This is a genomic window from Mycobacterium sp. TKK-01-0059, from assembly GCF_000709305.1.
GTDB classification, from domain to species: domain Bacteria; phylum Actinomycetota; class Actinomycetes; order Mycobacteriales; family Mycobacteriaceae; genus Mycobacterium; species Mycobacterium intracellulare.
In genome coordinates this window covers 82,462-99,525 of the sequence record NZ_KL446997.1, presented here as the reverse complement: position 1 = coordinate 99,525, position 17,064 = coordinate 82,462, and the positions used below count along the sequence as shown (strand labels likewise).

Below are 17,064 nucleotides of genomic sequence, written 5' to 3'. Positions count from 1 at the left end.
CCTGGCGGGGTACGGCTCGGTGGCTAACGGAACGGTCGACGTCGACCGCGCTGCACGGGGCTTGGGTGTATCCAAACGCGATGTCCGCCAGGCGATCCGGCAAGCACAAGCAGCGCAAAGCAACACGTTCTTGCGGCGGATTTCAGGCCTGCGTGAGGCCGACTCCGCAGAGGGCGGCAGCATGCGGGGCATGTTGCAGGCAGTGTTCGGCCGGGGCCCGCGTGGTGGGGCGGTCAACGCCAGAGCCGCCGCGCAATCACTCGGCGTGTCCCAGGGCACCGTGCGGCGCTGGGCCGCTGGCACCCAACAACCGTCTAAGGGACGACTGGCGTCGATCCGGGCAGCGGCGCGGCGCGTCACGACCACCAAACGGGGCCGGCGGGGAGCCACGGCGGACTTCCGCAGCAGCACACAAGGCAAGCAGGCGCTTCGCACCGGCAGCAAAATCTGGGTCAGCGGTGAGCAAGGCGTGGGCGGCTACGACCAAGGGTATGCGCGCGATCGCCGCGTGGCCAACGACATCAGTCCCGAGGAGATCGAGGCCCTGTTGCGGGCTTATGAGGACGGCGGCGATGAGGGCCTTCGAAAGTGGATGAAAGAGTTCTTCGACGACAAGTACGTCGCTGGCTGGGACTTCGTCACTATCGACGATTTCGGTATCGGTACCCCCGAATGAGCCTGCAAGCCAAAGCAATACGACCCAACGCTGGCCCCCGGTGGAGCCGCAAAAGACTCATCGACATGCTGCTCGACTGTTACGGCGCCACCCCCCGGAACACCGTCGACGCGGCGGCGGTCGCCGCGTATGCCGGTGTCACACCCTCCACCGTTCGCCGCTGGATCTCCAAGCGACACTCGCCATCTTGGCGTGTGGCGATCCCTAAACATCGGATCGCCCAACTGCAACGCGGTCCCGCCGATGTCGAGCGGCGCAACGACCAGCAGTATCGATACGCGCTCAATGCGCTCGCATCGATCGACGACGAGAGCGCAATCCTGCCGGCCTGGCGCGAACAAGGCTGGCTCGACCCGCACACCGTGGCCATCATCGCCATTCACGCCAAGCCCTGGCTGCAAGTCGCCGTCACCAACGCCAGCACACGGGCATTAGGGGAACTGCGACGCCGGGGAACGCTAGTGGCCAGCCGGACGGTGCCGACACGATTCCACGCCCAAGTCCTGGCCCACGCTGTGATGGTCCGTCAACAAGCATGGCGAGTCCACCCCGCACCGCGCTATCTTGCTGCCGGGCGCACACAAGCCTGGATGGCAGACGCGCCCCCGGTCGACCTCGCCACGCTGGCTGCTGACCTGGGAATAGTGCACCCGGCCTCCGACCAGAGCCCCGGTTAGGCTTCACAAGTGGCCCTGTTCAGGCGCATCGCCGCGCGGACTCGAATCAAACGCGCCTCCGCCCAAGCCCTGAGCCAGCCCCTTTTCGGCATCCGGCGTCCGAGCTCGATCGACTCACCGGCGATCGACTTGCCACCATGGACGGCGCCCCCCGTCACACCACATGCCGGATGCCCCGCGCCGCGCTCAACGGCGGTGGCGGTGGCCGTCAGTGAACGCCAGCATCACGCCGGTGCTGTCGTCACGCCCGAGGCATACAGGCTGGCAGATCCCTATCGACCCGAGCCCGATGCTCAGTGGCTTCCCGACTGCCCGAACTGGCGTTTGACCCGCCGTGCATACAGGCGACAACGACGCCGTCGACGACGAGTGGGCGCAGCCTGAACCAGTGTCTTGCTCGCCCGGAGGTCAGCGCGAAGCGGACTGCGTAGCTTTGGGCGCCAACGTGGGCAACGTGATTGTTGTCAAAGGATTCTGAGTGGGCGTGGTGGGGCTGTGGTGGCTTTCTCTGCTGGTTGCTATGGCCACAATCAGTGCGACAATCAGTGGAATCATAATGAGCGGCAGCCACATCCACCATTTGGTGTATGCCGGACGGGTGGGTGGAGGCGCCCATACATGGATGTGGCGGCCCCCCGCTTGGTAAGTCGCCCACCATAGCGCGTAGTCGTGCGCTTGACCGGCTTGGCGGCGCAGCACCGTGCGGGCGCGCGCGTTTCGCGCCAACGAGATCGGATTCCACACCAGCGAGCCCATGCTCCACCAACCGGCCAGCATGCAGTGCTGTTGAGCAGCATCGATCGCGGCCTCGCACTGCGCATAGCTGCCGGTGGTGATGCACGGCTGATTCAGCCACAACATCACAGCGCCAGTGTGTTTGAACGTGCGCACCTGAAACGTCGGCTCCACTGGCGGCGGTGGATATGCCGCCGGAGCCGAGCTTGAGGGCGCTGGATAACCCGGCGACGCTGGCGGCAGATAACCGGGTCTCGCGCCCCCGGCGATAGGAGGATAACCGCCCGGTAGTGGCTGCGGGTTCGGCTGCGACACCCTTCGACCTCGATCTCTCAAGACGCGTGAATCTTGCAGCAATCAAAGTAGCCGAGTTTCATGACGACACGAAGCTCTTGGTGGTGCTGGTGCCGTCGCTGTGGTTGCTGGTGTAGCGCGTGCTGGCGGTATCGACTGCGCAGGTGCTGGACCACGTTGTTGGCGTAGGTCAGACTGTCGCCCGTGGGCGGCGGGATGCATCCGGCCGCACCGGTGGATTCGCGGGTGACGCCGTCGGATCCCACGCGCTGCGCGCTGAGGAATTTTTTCGCGTGTGGTCTTCGAAAAGCCACTTGGGCTCGTGGTCGTGATCCGCATGGTTGGCTCCCTGAGCGGGCAAGCGTCTCAGGGTTTGACCCGATCTGGATGGTGCATGACCCTTCCGACCCAACAGCTGTGCGATAGGCTCGGCTCGTCGGTCAAACTCCCTGCCCGGAAAGAGCTTTCGATGCGCATTGCCAGCGGGCCACGGTGGGGGTGGGCCGCATTCGCCGCGGTCTGCTTGACCGCATGTTCGTCCCAGCCTTCGTCGTCGGCGCCGACCCTGGCGCCATCCACCAAGGAGCCCATACCAGCGCTGAACGGAAGCTACACGTTCACCACTGACGGCGCGCGACTCACCGTTGACGGTCAGCCACGCGCGGGAGGCGTCGTGTCCAAGACGGTCTGGGAGATCAATGCATGCGGGCCTGGTTGCGCTCATGTGCAGTCCTCACTGGGCTGGACGGCTGAGTTACACCTTGTCGAACACACATGGCAGGCAACGCGGAAACTGCCCGCCGACTGCGCCGCGGAGCCCTCCATCATCAGCTACTCGCTTGACGCCCAAACATTGACGGGGACCGCCACCAACTCCTTACCGTGCGCGCAGCCTCCGGGTGTCGCCGTGGTCCCAGCAACCCTCACTAAGAACTGAGGCCACGGCAGGCCCAATCCTGTTCGCGGGCACGACATGCCACGAGCGGCTGGCGTGTTCTGCGCCTCGACGAGAGTGTTCTGCGAGACCCTGGTGGCGGCCTACCGCGAGGTGTATGCCCCATGCCCACCCTCATCGTCCCGGATCTGCACGTGGTGATGTGCTGTGTGCCGTGCCCTGTCACCTGTGCGCGATGCTGGGCTGCGATGTGAAAGGGGAAATCGAATCCCCCGCACTGCCCTTCGTGCGCCAGCAGAGACCGGGCTTGGCCCGCCGGTCAAGGCTTGTGCACGCCTCCGCGACGACTACCTGCTACACCTCGGGGTCCTGTCACTCCTGTAGGTCGACCTCCCAGTTCGATCGTTGGATCCGCACGTCGAGCTCACGGAGGTCGCGGGCAACCTGATCGGCCCGGGCCCGCAGATCAGCGACCGCCACCGCAGACAGCATCTTGAGCTCTGAGCGCAATTGCCGCGTGTAGCCCTGCTGATTCTTCCCGGCGGCCGCGTCCGCTGCGCTGGTCAGAACATGGTGGCGCCACCGCAGCGCGTCGCGGCGGCCCAACGCGTCGGTCAGCGTGCCGTCCGAGCCGATCGTCGTGGCGGCGTTCGTACGGTTGATCCGCTGGATGAGGATTTGGTACTCGTCGATGACGCCGTCGACTTCGGCGAGCAAGGCGGCAGCATCCTCGGCTGGTTCTTCGCCCTCCTGGTAGCGGGCGTTGCTCACGATGCGGGTGCGCAACTGTTCGATCTTGCGGACCGAATCCGCCCGCAGCGACAACGCCTCTGCCAATTTCACAGCTACTCCTTCACACAGTTTGCCCAACCATGATGGTCCAGCACCGGTTAGCCGGCAACGCCTTTTCGGCTGCGCGCGGTGCCCTCAACCGGATTGGTCGATTCGAGATCCTGCCGCGCGGTCAGGTAGCTCTTCGACAAGGCGAGCGCCACGCTAGCCGCGGCGACGAGAACGTAGACCGGCAGCAGGTGCATGAAATCGGTGTAGCCGATGGCGAAGTGGACGATAAGGACCGGCGCGGTTGCGCACGCACATCCCAACAGCAGAGTCCACCACACCGCGCGCTGGCCCCGGCGCCAACCCCACATGCTGATCAACAGGACCGCCAGCCCCGCCCCGATCAGGGCGCCGCCGAAGCCCGCCCGATCATGGGCGATGAACGGCAGCAGATGCGCGTCAGCCGCCTGCAGATGATGGGCGCAGGTGCCCATGAAGCCGAGGTCGGTGGGCACGAACACAGAGGTGAATCCGACGACGGAGATGACCACGCCGGCCACCGTTAGGCCTGCGCCGACGCCGACCATCAACAGCTGCCCGAATAGCGCCCGGCGGCGCTGCGCCTCAGGCCCTTCGACCAGCGGCGGCCAATGCGCCCCGGTCGGCCGCCGGCACACCGCCATCACCAGCGTCGGGAACAACACGACGACGACCACCGTGTGCAACGGTTCCACGAACCCGCCGGTGCCAAGGAAATAGAAGTAGCTGCCGAAGACGACTACACCCGAAATCAGCAGTACACGACGCGCCCACCGGTGGCCTTGGCGCATCGCCGCAGCCGCGCCGAGATAGAGGATACCGATGCCGATCATGTTGGCGGCCATGGTGATTCGATCATGCTGCAAAAAGCCGACCAGATGTGGGTTGAGCCGATGCAGATCGGCTACCGTTGCACCCAGATAGGCGCGGTCATAGCCCAGTAGCACTGGGCCCAACGCGATCACGCCCGCACCGAAGCCGGCCACGATCAACCCCAGCCCGGTCAGCGAGGCCCAGAACCAATTGGGCCAGCGGCGCGGACCGGCGGCGAGGCTGCAGCGCGACGACGGCATCGGCGAGGTGGGGGTGGCCGCTTCAATTACCCGGTTGAACCAGCCCGGCCCTGCCTCGAGTAGCACTGAGGGCCGGGCCAGCACCGTCGTCGACGCATCGGTGAGCGCAGACACCGCCGGCGCCAGATCCGCGGCGCTCAGCCTCACAATGGGGCCGTCCGGATCGCCGACGCTGACGGCGTCGACGTCGCCGGCGATCGCTGCACATGTTTGCGCGTTGTCGGCCACCGCGGTGACCCGGCACCGGCGGTCGGCCGCCGCGCGACGCACGGTCGCGACGTCATCGACACCGACCGGGTTGATCTCAATTATTGAGGCGCCTTGCACAGGAAGAACCGCGATGGCCTCCCACGCGATCCGGGGTGGGACCGAGGCGCCGAACCGGCCGGCCCAGCGCGCCGGCACAGCTGGGTGATCGAACACCAGAGGAATCCAGCGTCGCCCGCCGGTGTAGCGGATCAATGCAGCGAGCAACCGCAGTGCCCAAACCTGGCTGCGGCGCTCACCGAGCAACCACGCCGCAGGCCGACGAAGCGGCACATAAGTCCAATCCGGCACAGCCCGGATTCTGACACGCCTCGGCTGTCATTGGCGCAAGGCTCAAGGCGCGCTGAAATGGCACACAACTGTGTTAGATGTGGACGAATGCAGACCAGAACTCAAGCCACGGCTCTTGCCGTTACCTGGTCATGACCCGCGCGCTGATCTGGTTGATGCCGCTCTACGTGCTCGCGTTCACGGCCCTCGATGCCCTCTTCGGCCCCGATCGCCAGCACGCCTCTGTACCGACAGCAGCGGTAATCGCAGCCGGCGCCGGGGCACTGCTGTTTTTCGCGGCCGGCATACACCTGGCCGCCTCCTGGGAACGGCAACGACGAACCGCAGTCCAAAACGGGCGCAGAACTGGTGCGGCCCAAGCCTTCCTAGACCGCCACCCCCACCTGTCGGAACTGCTAGTGGTGGCGGTCGGATCCCCCTCAAATCAGGCACTGGGCTGGCTGATCGGCCTGGCGCTATCCGGCGGCACCAGCTACGGCCTTACTCTCGCGCTGACGGCGGCGTTCCACGGAGCCCCTGTTGCGTTGCTGGTTTCGGTGAACATCGCCAGCTACACCGTGCTGGTGGCCACCGCGACTTACCTCAACAGCCGCTCTGACGCGCCGGCGTGAACCGTTTTTCGCAGCGGTCGGACCTCGGTCACCGACAGCCGCGAGCTGAGCCACGGAGTTCCCGCGTGCTCAGTTCTTGGATTTTCCCGTCGGGACCGATGGCGGCTCATTACTCTCAGGAGCCGTGAAACCACAGCTGGCCGGCCCGCAATGACTGCGGGGAGGACGTCAACGCTATGCCATTGACGACCGGCCAGTCGTTCGCCGGGTATACCATCGTTCGCTTGCTTGGGTCGGGCGGAATGGGCGAGGTGTATCTCGCCCAACACCCACGGTTACCGCGCCGAGATGCCCTCAAGCTGCTACCTCGCGAGTGGTCGGCCGACGACGAATTCCGGGCCCGCTTCAACCGCGAAGCCGATCTCGCGTCGACGCTGTGGCACCCCCACATCGTCGGTGTCCACGACCGCGGGGAAGAAGACGGTCAACTCTGGATCTCGATGGACTTCGTCGACGGACTGGACGCTGCCCGGCTCCTGGCCGATCGATACCCCGCTGGAATGCCCCCCGAAGACGTCGTCCGCATCGTCAGCGGCGTCGCCAGCGCGCTAGACCACGCCCACAAGCAAGCTTTGCTTCACCGAGACGTCAAGCCAGCCAACATCATGCTCACCCATCTCGACGACAAGGGTGAGCAACGAATCCTGCTGACCGACTTCGGGATAGCTCGTAACATCAACGACATCAGCGGGCTGACGAAGACCAACATGACGGTGGGCACGGTGGCCTACTGTGCACCGGAGCAGTTACTCGGCGAAGACCTCGATGGCCGTGCGGACCAATACGCACTGGCTGCCACGGCTTACCATTTGTTCTGCGGCTCGCAGCTCTTCCACAATTCAAACCCCGCGGTCGTCATCAGCCGTCACCTCAATGTGCCTCCACCAGCTTTGGCTGACGTGCGACCGGCACTTGCCAGATTCGACCCCGTGCTGGCCGTCGGTCTCGCCAAACGTCCCGAAGACCGCTTCGAACGTTGCTCCGATTTTGTGAACGCCCTGGCCGAACAACTCGATTCTGCCAGTGCCTCAACACCGTCGACTCCTACCGTGTCAGCGCCGCGGGCTACCCCTTCGGTCGATGCCGAGGCCGGGCCATCGCGGCGACGGCGGGTAGCCGTAGCCGTCACCGTCGCTGTTCTTGTGGGCGCTTCAATCAGCGCGGCCGCGCTGCTGATGCGGCAATCCTCGCACGACCAATCGGCGCGGAGCACCCCAACTACCGCGGCGCCGGCTGCGTCACCGGTCACGTTCGAGAGCATGCGGGATTTCGTCACCAGCTATTACGGGGAGCTCCCAGCTCATCCCACAGACGCGTGGGAAAAACTCGATAGCCAGTACCAAAACCAAACAGGGCAACGTGAATTCGTTGATTTCTGGGCGACAATACAGGGTGACGGTTCTTTCGGTCAGCCCCCGCGACGCCAGCAGCGTGGTTGCTGAAATCAAGTACGTCCGACCAGACGGCACGTCCAGCACCGAAACCCGTTGGCTCAAAGTGGTGGTGGTGAACGGCGTGATGCTCCTCGATGGATCTGATCGCGTCGGATCAGTCAGTGGGTCGCCGACGTCACCAACGCAGCCGTTGTTCTCGCCTGCGATCGATCAAGTCTTGCTGACTGCTGACCAGCTAAGCAAGGTGCTCGGAGTGACCGTCGCCGGCACTCCCGCCGGTGATGGGGGCGGCGGCCTTGCCATTGAATCGTCGTCGTACGGGATGTCGGATCATTCAAGCCAAGTCACGCCGCGATCATGTGTTGGCGTGGTGTTCACCGGTGAGCATGACGTCTATGCCCCCTCCCAGCCCACCGAAATCAAAACTCAAACCATTGGTCACGTGTACCTCGGTTCGCCGGGCCCGCACCTCATCGAACAAACCGCAGCGGTGTATCCCTCCGTGAAAGACGCTCAGAATTTCTTGAATTCGTCGCAGGCGCAATGGAATACCTGTGCGAAAAGTGAAGTCGATGCCTCCCTGGGCTTCGAGAACGGCGCCGGTTATGTCTTGGGCCCAGTGCAGCGGCAAGGAGACCTCATCACCGTTTCCATGGCCACAAATAGTGGGGAGAACGGGCCAGATGCATGCCAGCAGGCAATGGGATCCCACGGGAACGTCATCGTCGAAACGCGCAGCTGCCAGGTCCCGAAGATCGCTTCAAACTACGACCCCGCTCAGGGATGGCCGCGGGATCCTGCATGGGCTATCCCCGATGCCAAACGGGTGGCCACTGCAATGCTGGGAAGCGTCAAGCCGTAACTGCTGCAGCCGTACTAGTGCAACTTCATCTGGGAATCGGCCGGTGCGTGGGCCCCGATCGGCAACCAGCCGAAAGCCCGGCCTGACCTTGCCCGAGCGGATAGGTCAATCCATCCGGCGCTCACGAAGCCGGAAGATGAGTCTTTGCCGCCAGTTCGCGCCCGGCCCGGATTTCAGGAGCTGGAATTGAGAGCCTGAAAGCCCGCTCGGGTTGCCGCGCGGATCGGCCCCCGTGATCAAGACGGGGCCACGCAGCAAGGGCAGGGTGAATGCCGACATCGTCGCAGCTGCAAAGAGATTGAGTGTCGCCATGCGATTAACCGGCGCATTTCGGCCGGCATGGCCGAACCAAAACACCACGCCGCCACGAGCGGTGAGCGTTTCGACTTGCTTGCCGATGCAATCGGTTACGACGTGATCGCTGATCGCGACCAGGTGCATCCGTTCCTCAACAGTGACGACGATGCCCAGCTGGGCCTGCGTCCAAAGTAGCGCCTGCTCGTAGGGATCCATGGAGTCGCCCTTGCTCAGCGGAATCGTCCCCACATACCCGTATTTGAGCACACCAGGGACGGCCATATGTCGGGGTGGCCGCGGCCCGACGCGGGTCGCGAGCGCGATCGCCGCATGCGGCGACGACCGGTGAGAGGACGGCAGCCGCGGATCCCGGCACCTCCCGCTTCTCCTCGACCTTGCCCGGCAAGGAGCTGCGCGACGCACCTTTGCGTAACATCATGAGCCAGGCGAGGGAGTGATGATGAACAGTCCGGAGGACGGGGAGACCACCAACGCCTCGGGGTCATTGGCGCGAGAAGGCGGCGAAGAATCCCGCCTGGTCGCACCGCATGATGATCCGGAGCGCACGGTGGTCGTGCCCCGCGGGCACTCGCACGACGACGAAGAACGCACCGTCGTGGTGCCCAACCCTCAGCAGTTGGTTGACGACCCTGAGCGCACCATGGTGGCGCCCCCGTCGCTCGAGCCGCTACGCAGTGAAGACGCCGACGTCGCAGATGACAGTCGACGAGGTAGGCCTTTCCAGGCCGCTTCCGATGGACAGTACGGACAACGTGGGAACTGGCAGCCGATCCCGAACCAGGAAGCCAGCCCGCCATCTGGGCCTCCGCCAACGGCGGCGCCGCCGCTGCATCCGAGGCCTGCCCCTGCACCGGGCTATCCGCCTGCTGCGCCCCAGAACGCATCAGCACCGGCGGTTCCCCAGCCGGGTTTCGTTCCCCAACCACTGCACTATGGGCCGGCCAGCCAGTACAGCTTCCCGCCGCCCGGGCCTTACGCCGCCGCGCCCTACGGCCCGGTTGCACCCGCACGCCCCAGGCGCCCTCAACGGTCCAAGGCCCTGCTGTGGGGTGGCCTGGGACTGGCTGGCGCGCTCCTGGCGACGGGCGTGGCTATCGGTTTGTCCAAGCCCAGCTTCCTAACCACCAAGAAACTCGACATCGGGGCTGCCGAAGCCGAGGTCCAACGCGTACTGACCGACGAGGTCACCGGCTACGGCGACAAGAACGTTTCCGACGTCAAATGCAATGACGGCGCGAATGTTCCTGTGAAGCAGGGCGCCAGTTTCACCTGCCGCGTTAGCGTCGACGGCACCCCTCGCCAGGTCACCGTGACGTTCTTGGACAACAACGGCAACTACGAAGTGGGCCGACCCGACTAACCCGTCGGCTCCCGGGGCCGACCGTATGTGTCTGTAGTCTGCGCGGCATGGCCGATAAGACTGCGGTCGCGCACCACGAGGCGGCCCACACCGTCGCTGCGCTGATGACTGCGAACAACGGGCTACTTGATGACCGGATAGCCGTCACCATGGCCACGATCGACGGAGGTCCGTCCGGGGGCAACAGCAAGGTACTGATATCAAGCGATCACCCGGTGCAGGCCGCGTTCATCTATTACGCCGGCCCTTGGGCAGAGGCCCGCTTGCAGTGGGGTAAGCCAGCGCACGCAGTGGACGACACGGACGAAGACGGTAAGTCATTTCGCCAGACCGTCGCTGAGAAATTCGACTTCGGGGCTGACAGTGACGGCGCCTGCTATGCAGGTCTAATCCAGGCCGTCCCAAGCATTCCCGACAACGAGCCGTACTGGTCGGGCCAACTAGAACAAGCCTGGCCAGTCGTCGAAAAAATGGCCGGTGCCCTGCTCGACCGGCTCAACGACGCAGAGCCGCGGCCCTACCTGCCCCAGTTGGGCGGCAACCGCATGATGCGAAACGTCTCCATGACCTACGGCGAGGTTGTGGACTTGGTTAAGCCGCTGCTGGAAACGTGCGCGATGTGGCGCTACCTCTCGTAGCCGAGCGCCGCGACGATCAGCGGTACCGACAGCAGCAATGAGAGCCGTCGCTATCCGGCACGAATCTGACCGCGGGACACCAGGAATCTTCCGCGCCTCTGAAATGCGCGGCAGCGCGTCGCTGGGCGATATCCGGTGCAGGGTGCCTGCCAACCGGAGAAGGAGTCGATCCTTTGGGCCCGGATCGCTGGGCTCTGTTTGTCAGTCCGTGGGCAACCGTGGAATGACCCGTCGATCCTTTGGGCCCGGATCGCTGGGCGAAGTCCTCGTGAGTCATTGTAGCCAGTGGCACGCGAGGCCGGCGGGTCAAGGCTGCACCGGTGGTTGCGCCGCTCGAGCGAGCATCAGCGCCGTCGCTGAAAGATCGGGGTCATAGGTGCGACCGCACCCGGCGCAAATGATCTTGCGGCGCCGCCGTCGGCTCTCTACCCGGTTCTCATATCCACAGCCGGCGTGGATTCGGCTCAACCCCGCAGCGGGCACCACTATCACCGGGACGCCGTCGCGGGTCGCTGCGGCGACCATGCTCGAACGCAGCGCGCCAGGCGCTGCATGATCGCGGCGGCGATCGATTTGGCGCTGTAGGTCGGCAGGAATCCTAGTGTGCTCCATGGTGTTTCGGATCACGGCGGAGATATTGGTGTCATCGACGACTAGGCGCCCGCACTGGCCGACCAGCGCGCTTGCAACCCGCCGCCACAAGTCCGTGCGGTGGCCGAGGGCTCGTGCACGGCCGTGCGCTTGCTGTTGCCATAACAGTTTGTCGGCCCGCCGCCACGCTTCAAGCGGTTGGGCGATCTCGAGGTCGGAGCCGCGCCACGCGAGCGCGAGGGCGGCGAATCGAGCGGGGGAGCGCCACCGCGCAGCATCGGCGGCGGTGATCTGTTCGTCGGGCCGGATCGGATGCGGCCGCGGCCCCTGGTCGGCAAGCCACGTGCTCAGCCGGTCCCGGATGTCGTTCAATGCCGCATCACGAGCCGAGGCGATCTCGGCGTAGCGCTCTAGCCGGGTCCCGACGGAGCCGGGCGCGATGATGCGGCCCGAGATTCCCTCGACGATGGGCACGATCACGTCGGCCAGTTCGGGTGGGATCGCCACTGGTCGGTCTGAGCGCCAATGCGCGACCACGACACCCCCATCGATGGCATGCCAGCCCAAATGTATGGCCAGGGTGGGGAGATCGCCGCGGCGGGGGACAGTCGGATGGGGGAGCCGCGCGGTGATCGAAAGCCGCGCCCGCAGATCGGCGCCGAGTCGGGTGACGGTGAGTTTGGCGCGGGTGATATCGGCGTCTTGGGGCAGCCAGCGGTGGGCTTGGACCGGCAAGTCAATCCACTGTGGTTGGCCCCCAAGGGATCCGCATCGCATCCGCACCGTAATGCGTCCTGCGTGGCGCTGCTCGGCGCGGGTCATGGATGCCCACTGGTCGGGGTCAACCCACGGCAGGTGCAGGACGTTATGGTAGCGCCCGGCGGGATCGGCGAGCAGCATCGGAGTCCGTGGCGGCGCGCCGGCGGTTCGCTGCAGTTGGACCGCGAGGGTGCCGGTGCCGTCAAAGCGGTGGTGGCGCAGCGCAGCTGGGCGGCCTTGGGCGCGCTGTTGCTGGATTCGGCGCACCGCCGCCTTATGTTCGTCCATGACGCTGTTGAACGTCGCCCAGAACAGCGTCGGGTCGCCGTGTTGGCAGTAGGTGCGGTAGAGGGCTTTCTGCTCGGCCGCCAGTTGTGCGCCGCAGTCGCGGCGGCGCTGCGCGGCGTCTTGCCTCACGTCGGCGATCGCTTCCCGGCGGGCGTGGCGTGCGGCTTTGAGTGCGGTCCTGGCGTCGTGTAGTCGCTCGGTGATCGCGGTGTTCACGCGTTTGCCTCTGGCTGCGGAGCGGGCAGCCTTCAGTGCCTCGTTGGCCGCGATGGCCTCCGCTTCGGTCGCCGCGACGTGAGCTTCAGCGGCCGCTACCGTCGGATACGACGACCAGATCGCCTTGATGTCTTCGTCATAGGCCAGTTGCAAGGTGACCAGATCCTCGCGCAGGCTATGTGCGAGCCGCAGTTGCTGGCGGACCACCTCAGGAATTTGCCACCGGTAGTGGACGCCCATCGTGTGAACGGTGATAGCGCCCTCGGGTGTCACTGGCCCCGGCTGGACGGGCTCATCATCGGAGGCCATGGTCATAGGATCGTGTAGCCAATCTCGCCAGCTGCTGCTTGCGCGATCGACCAGACGAGCGGGTGCGCGAGCGGGCGTGAGAACGCCGGCATCATCGGGATAGAGTCGGCGGCCGCGGTCCACAGCACAATGTTGGGCCGCCCGGTCATCGTCGACGGGACGTAGAGCCCGTCCAGGTCAGGCCAAGTCGTGTAGATAGCGCGGGCCCAGCGCCGGCATACCGAGCGCGGCGCGGCCAGTAGTGCGGTCGAGGCGCTGTTGCGCAGCAGCCAAGTTGTGGACAAGTCGAGCAGGTGCAGTGGCCGCTGGGGGTGCCAGGCGGCCAGGGTCGGAGTGCCTGCGCGGGTGTCGATCACGCGCGTTGTTTGGTAGACCTCGGCCAGGCTGGTTGCGAGATCGGCTGCGGCATACAGCACACCGTCGCTGCGTGCGCCAGGCGAAGGGCCCGGGTGGGGGTCCCACCGCATCGATGGCAGCGGCCCGTAGGTGCGCAGTTGGTTCCACGGCAGCACGTGCTCGCCGGCGGTGCGGTGGACCCGCCATAGCGTGCCGGTGTAGTCGATGCTGTCTTGCGGTTCTTGGACGAGCTGCGCGGGAGGTGTTCGAGGCGCTTTCGGTTTGGGCTGGGGGCTCACCAGCGTCCGAGATCCTCGAGGAAGCCGGCGACCAACTCGGGATCACCGCCGGCGGCCAGATGCTCGATCGGCGTGCGGTTGTCAAAGTCGGGCTGCGCGGTGTGCATGAACGCATCCAGGACCGCGGGGGTAGCGTCGCGTGGTATCGCAGGCACGATTACGTCCAAGCCCGGAAGCAGCTCCTTCCCGAGGAACTGCCAGCGGGGGATGCGTCGGCTTCCCTGAAGATCGAAGGCCCATAGCGCTTTTCCGGTGATCCGCCGTGACACGCGCGACCGATCGACACCCAAGATCGCGGCGGCTTCTTTGATGCTGACCGATCCAGAAAGCGCGCCGGTGAGTTGCCGCAACGCAACACGGGCGCGGGCCTGGCGCTCATCGTCGGCCGACCATGTCTCGATGACTGCCTCGGCGCTGGGTTCGGCGTGGGTGCGAAGAAAGTCCACCTCCGCCTTCGACAGCGTGGTTGCTCCCGGGATCGCCGCAAACGCGGAATCTAGCTCGTTGAGAACCTCCTCCACCGAGAGGTCAATCCGGTGCTTGGCCAATAGGGCACCCAACGCGGGCGCCGCCGAACCGTTCATACGCACATACTAGCACGCATGTGCTGCTCTGTGCGGCTCCACGCGGGGGCCGCACAGAACGAGGCGCGCACGGATCTTGCGACGATAAGGTTGCCTCGTGAATAGCCGACTGCGCGGTGCGGTCGCTGCGGCGACGGCGGTCAGCGTCGTCGCGATGATCGCCGGTGCCGCCGCGGGGTGCACCACCGTCATCAAAGGACACGGCGCCTCGATGCTCTACGACCCTTTCCACGTCGGGGGCCTGCTGGCGGTCGACGGCCCAAGCGGACCTCGCAGCGACGCACCCCAACCCACCGGCACAGTGGAAAACACCGACCATGGTGACGACGACACTTTGGTGCTGTTGTCGGTCAACGACATTCAAAGTTTCTGGCGCTCCAACTACAGCAAATTTTTCAAAGGCGAATTCAAGCCCGTCGACGAACTCGTCTCCTACGACTCCGAGGATCCGGCCAGCCCTGCCGTATGCCATCACCGAACCTACAAACTGATCAACGCGTTGTTCTCGCCGCGCTGCAACCTGATCGCCTGGGACCGCGGGGTGCTAATCCCCACCGGCAAAACATATTTCGGATCGATGCCGGTCACAGGCATCTTCGCTCACGAGTATGGTCACGCCATTCAGGACATGGCCAACATCGCCCCCCGCGGCACCTCGACGATCGTGCTAGAACAGCAGGCGGACTGCTTTGGCGGTGTCTACATGCGCTGGGTTGCCGAAGGCAAGTCGACGCGCTTCACCCTCAGTACCGGGGACGGGCTCGACCATGTACTGGCCGGCCTGATCACCCTGCGCGACCCGATCCTTACCCCCGACGATCGGGAGCTGATCGAAGAAGGCCACGGCACCGCGCTCGACCGTGTCAGTGCTTTCCAGATGGGTTTTGTCTCAGGCGCCTCGGCGTGCGCCGCGATCGACGACAACGAGGTCAAGCAGCGTCGCGGGGACTTGCCGATCGCGTTGACCTACGACCAATCCGGTCGCTTAGAGACCGGGGAAGTGCCGATCACCGAGCAAACCCTGTCGTCGCTGATGGACACCCTCGGGGCGGTCTTCCCCCTGAAAAGCCCCCCGCAGCTGTCCTATACCGCCGCCGGCTGCGCTGACGCCCAAGCCAGCCCGCCCGCCTCATACTGCCCGGCCACCAACACCATCGCTGTCGATCTCGCCCAGCTCCAAAAGATGGGTGCGCCCGGTAATGAGCAGTCCGGTCGTGTGCTGATCCAGGGTGATGACACCGCGATGTCGGTGGTGATGTCGCGGTATGTCCTTGCGGTGCAACACGAACGCGGCCTCAAGCTCGATTCACCGGTGAGCGCATTGCGGACCGCCTGCCTTACCGGCCTGGCGCACCGCAAAATGGCTGGCCCGGTGTCGGTGCCGTCGGGCAATGCGCTGACCCTGACTGCCGGGGACCTCGACAAAGCTGTTGCCGGACTGTTGACCAACCACCTGGTGGCCAGCGACGTCAACGGGCAGACCGCGCCGGCGGGATTTACCCGGATCACCGCATTTCGCTCCGGGGTCGTCAACAGCAACGACGACCTGTGCTACCAACGTTTCACCGACGCCTGAACACAGCCGCACGCAGGTGCTGGATCAGTGCGGGCGCGGTAAGCGAGCAGCAACACGGTGCGACGACAGCCGCTCGCCGGCGAGGCATTGGATCCGCAATCCCACTGAGGATTTCACCGTATTGAGGCAGGGTTAGAGCAATGAGCACCGATTGGGGGCCCGGGCAGGGCGATGAGCCGACGATGAACCTCCCGCAGCGCCCGCCAGCGCCGCCACCGACGCCGGGGGGAGGATCCTTCCCGCAACCCGGCCCGGCCTGGCAGCCGCCGCCTCAAGCCCCACCACACTGGCAGGGGCCACCGGGTGGGCCGCCGTATCCCTACCCCGTGGGCGGTCCAGGCATGCCGCCCATCGGATACCCGCCGCCGCGGCGGCGCCGGCGTTGGCCCTGGTGGGTTGCCGGTGCGATCACCGCCGTGATCACGGTAGTGGTGATCACGCTGGTGGTGGCGGGCGGCAACGATTCGACGACGACCGCGAACTCGGCGGCGCCGTCATCGACGCGGGCACCTGCCTCGAGTAGGCCTGCGCCACCGACACCGTCACCGAGCGCTTCGCCGGCGGCGCCGGCGCTAGACATCGCAGCGCTGCCGAGCCTGCTGGCATCTGCCGACCAGGTCGGCAATGTACTCCACGACGTGCAGATGCGACCGCGTGAGGTGGCGACGTCGCTTGCCTCAGACGTGTCGATAGACCCGGCCAAGTGCGCCAGCGCGGTGGCCCCGGCGTTGGCAAGCACCTACACCGGGTCGGGGTATACCGGCGTGGCGGTCCAAGGACTGATGGAGGCCAGTCCGGGACGCCACAAGGTGATTCAGGCGGTGGCGGCGTTCTCCGATGAGGCTGCCGCGCAACAGTTTTACACCCAACAGCTCTCGGCGTGGCGAGGGTGCCGACTGACCGGCGTCACCGTTTCCTTCACCAACGGCCAACCCGATGACCACGCCACGATCACCATCATCAGCGAGACCGACGGCATCGCCAGCACGGTGTTGCTGCCCGCCGGGGCGAGCGAACACCAAGGCAGTGAGTGCGAGCGCGCGATGGGTGTGCGACGCAACGTCGTGGTGGATGTGCGCGCGTGCGGGCAAAACACCATCACCACGGGCGCATCACTTGCTCGCGTGATCAATGACAACATCACCCGCCACTCATAACCGGCCAGCACTGCGCCCCCTGCGGCGGCGGGAGTTTCA

Annotated in this window: 18 protein-coding genes; 10 read left to right on the top strand and 8 right to left on the bottom strand. The window is 65.4% G+C overall.

The annotated features are described in order from the left end of the window. Positions 1-19 precede the first annotated feature (19 nt). Both K883_RS25560 and K883_RS25555 read left to right on the top strand, forming a co-directional pair. Positions 20-676, top strand: coding sequence for a hypothetical protein (locus tag K883_RS25560; RefSeq protein ID WP_255358995.1), 657 nt, complete (start codon positions 20-22; stop codon positions 674-676). A gap of 65 nt (positions 677-741) precedes the next feature. Then, complete coding sequence (locus K883_RS25555) at positions 742-1,353, top strand: hypothetical protein (protein WP_255358994.1); 612 nt, start codon at positions 742-744, stop codon at positions 1,351-1,353. A 408-nt stretch (positions 1,354-1,761) separates the two neighbouring features. Here K883_RS25555 and K883_RS27770 read toward each other — a convergent pair whose 3' ends face one another. Next, positions 1,762-2,217: a hypothetical protein gene (locus K883_RS27770; RefSeq protein ID WP_156035687.1), complete on the bottom strand. Its 456-nt coding sequence runs from the start codon at positions 2,215-2,217 to the stop codon at positions 1,762-1,764. A 161-nt stretch (positions 2,218-2,378) separates the two neighbouring features. Here K883_RS27770 and K883_RS27765 point away from each other — a divergent pair, with 161 nt between their 5' ends. After that, entirely contained in the window at positions 2,379-2,519 is a 141-nt protein-coding gene (locus K883_RS27765) for a hypothetical protein (RefSeq protein ID WP_156035685.1), read from the top strand. Between the two features lie 1,130 nt (positions 2,520-3,649). Here K883_RS27765 and K883_RS25550 read toward each other — a convergent pair. Then, positions 3,650-4,120 carry a DIP1984 family protein gene (locus K883_RS25550; RefSeq protein ID WP_036456359.1) on the bottom strand — a complete coding sequence of 157 codons (471 nt, stop codon included), beginning with the start codon at positions 4,118-4,120 and terminating at the stop codon, positions 3,650-3,652. A gap of 47 nt (positions 4,121-4,167) precedes the next feature. Continuing rightward, positions 4,168-5,727: a hypothetical protein gene (locus K883_RS25545; protein ID WP_036456357.1), complete on the bottom strand. Its 1,560-nt coding sequence runs from the start codon at positions 5,725-5,727 to the stop codon at positions 4,168-4,170. Between the two features lie 131 nt (positions 5,728-5,858). Here K883_RS25545 and K883_RS25540 point away from each other — a divergent pair, with 131 nt between their 5' ends. The 3 genes from K883_RS25540 to K883_RS27320 all read left to right on the top strand — a co-directional run bounded on the left by K883_RS25540 (position 5,859) and on the right by K883_RS27320 (position 8,594). Then, entirely contained in the window at positions 5,859-6,338 is a 480-nt protein-coding gene (locus K883_RS25540) for a hypothetical protein (RefSeq protein ID WP_036456356.1), read from the top strand. A 176-nt stretch (positions 6,339-6,514) separates the two neighbouring features. Then, positions 6,515-7,780, top strand: coding sequence for a serine/threonine-protein kinase (locus K883_RS25535; protein WP_081914425.1), 1,266 nt, complete (start codon positions 6,515-6,517; stop codon positions 7,778-7,780). Further along, positions 7,731-8,594, top strand: coding sequence for a sensor domain-containing protein (locus tag K883_RS27320; RefSeq protein ID WP_255358991.1), 864 nt, complete (start codon positions 7,731-7,733; stop codon positions 8,592-8,594). The genes K883_RS25535 and K883_RS27320 overlap by 50 nt, the downstream gene beginning before the upstream one ends. Positions 8,595-8,699: 105 nt before the next feature. Here the strand turns inward: K883_RS27320 and K883_RS25530 are convergent, their stop codons facing one another. After that, positions 8,700-9,107 carry a hypothetical protein gene (locus K883_RS25530; protein WP_036456639.1) on the bottom strand — a complete coding sequence of 136 codons (408 nt, stop codon included), beginning with the start codon at positions 9,105-9,107 and terminating at the stop codon, positions 8,700-8,702. Between the two features lie 241 nt (positions 9,108-9,348). Here K883_RS25530 and K883_RS27760 point away from each other — a divergent pair, with 241 nt between their 5' ends. Together K883_RS27760 and K883_RS25520 are read left to right on the top strand one after the other, a co-directional pair. Then, positions 9,349-10,272: a DUF4333 domain-containing protein gene (locus K883_RS27760; protein WP_255358990.1), complete on the top strand. Its 924-nt coding sequence runs from the start codon at positions 9,349-9,351 to the stop codon at positions 10,270-10,272. A 47-nt stretch (positions 10,273-10,319) separates the two neighbouring features. Beyond that, positions 10,320-10,910 (top strand): hypothetical protein, encoded by a 591-nt coding sequence (locus K883_RS25520; RefSeq protein ID WP_036456353.1) that lies wholly within the window; start codon positions 10,320-10,322, stop codon positions 10,908-10,910. A 306-nt stretch (positions 10,911-11,216) separates the two neighbouring features. Here the strand turns inward: K883_RS25520 and K883_RS25515 are convergent, their stop codons facing one another. The 3 genes from K883_RS25515 to K883_RS25505 all read right to left on the bottom strand — a co-directional run bounded on the left by K883_RS25515 (position 11,217) and on the right by K883_RS25505 (position 14,256). Next, a complete protein-coding gene (locus K883_RS25515; protein ID WP_036456351.1) occupies positions 11,217-13,004 on the bottom strand; it encodes a hypothetical protein in 1,788 nt (595 codons plus the stop codon). Positions 13,005-13,075: 71 nt separating this feature from the next. After that, positions 13,076-13,708: an RES family NAD+ phosphorylase gene (locus K883_RS25510; RefSeq protein ID WP_036456349.1), complete on the bottom strand. Its 633-nt coding sequence runs from the start codon at positions 13,706-13,708 to the stop codon at positions 13,076-13,078. Next, positions 13,705-14,256 carry a helix-turn-helix domain-containing protein gene (locus K883_RS25505; RefSeq protein ID WP_255358989.1) on the bottom strand — a complete coding sequence of 184 codons (552 nt, stop codon included), beginning with the start codon at positions 14,254-14,256 and terminating at the stop codon, positions 13,705-13,707. Before K883_RS25505 ends, K883_RS25510 begins: the two co-directional genes overlap by 4 nt. Positions 14,257-14,446: 190 nt before the next feature. Here K883_RS25505 and K883_RS25500 point away from each other — a divergent pair, with 190 nt between their 5' ends. Continuing rightward, positions 14,447-15,868 carry a neutral zinc metallopeptidase gene (locus K883_RS25500; RefSeq protein ID WP_179945143.1) on the top strand — a complete coding sequence of 474 codons (1,422 nt, stop codon included), beginning with the start codon at positions 14,447-14,449 and terminating at the stop codon, positions 15,866-15,868. Positions 15,869-16,187: 319 nt separating this feature from the next. On the opposite strand, the gene K883_RS28455 is transcribed toward K883_RS25500, so the two are convergent. Further along, positions 16,188-16,448: a hypothetical protein gene (locus K883_RS28455; RefSeq protein WP_036456344.1), complete on the bottom strand. Its 261-nt coding sequence runs from the start codon at positions 16,446-16,448 to the stop codon at positions 16,188-16,190. On the opposite strand from K883_RS28455, the gene K883_RS27315 reads away from it, so the two are divergent. Continuing rightward, entirely contained in the window at positions 16,447-17,025 is a 579-nt protein-coding gene (locus tag K883_RS27315) for a sensor domain-containing protein (RefSeq protein ID WP_255359027.1), read from the top strand. The two genes, K883_RS28455 and K883_RS27315, sit on opposite strands and share 2 nt — an antisense overlap. The last annotated feature ends 39 nt before the right edge of the window (positions 17,026-17,064 follow it).